Below are 372 nucleotides of genomic sequence, written 5' to 3'. Positions count from 1 at the left end.
GGCGCGACGCCGATTAAAGGTAAATACGAGATAAAGGCCTCTGCAGAAGGAGCCGTGACTCTGACCATGTACGGCGAAGTTGGCTGGGACTTTACCGCCAAGAGTATTGCCCGCGACATTGCTGCTGTACCAAAAGTTACCTCTGTCACGGCCTACATTCAGTCTGGCGGTGGCAGTGTGATGGATGGCTTCGCAATTTATAACATTATCGCCCGCATGCCAGTTCCAAAGACCCTATATGTGGAGGCTGTAGCAGCATCCATGGGGTCCGTGATCGCCATGGCATTCGACAAGGTGATCATGCCTGCAAATGCTTTTCTGATGGTCCATTCCAACTGGGGTGGCGCTTGCGGAACTGCCGAAGACTTACGA

At 53.0% G+C, this 372-nt stretch carries 1 protein-coding gene; it reads left to right on the top strand.

The features are described 5' to 3' along the window. Positions 1-372, top strand: a 372-nt coding sequence (locus tag HCX89_RS22705) for an ATP-dependent Clp protease proteolytic subunit (protein WP_254428419.1), incomplete at both ends; no start/stop codon positions are given.

It is taken from the genome of Shewanella sp. Iso12 (genome assembly GCF_012030025.1).
GTDB classification, from domain to species: Bacteria; Pseudomonadota; Gammaproteobacteria; order Enterobacterales; family Shewanellaceae; genus Shewanella; species Shewanella algae.
This window is presented reverse-complemented; position numbering and strand designations above follow the sequence as displayed.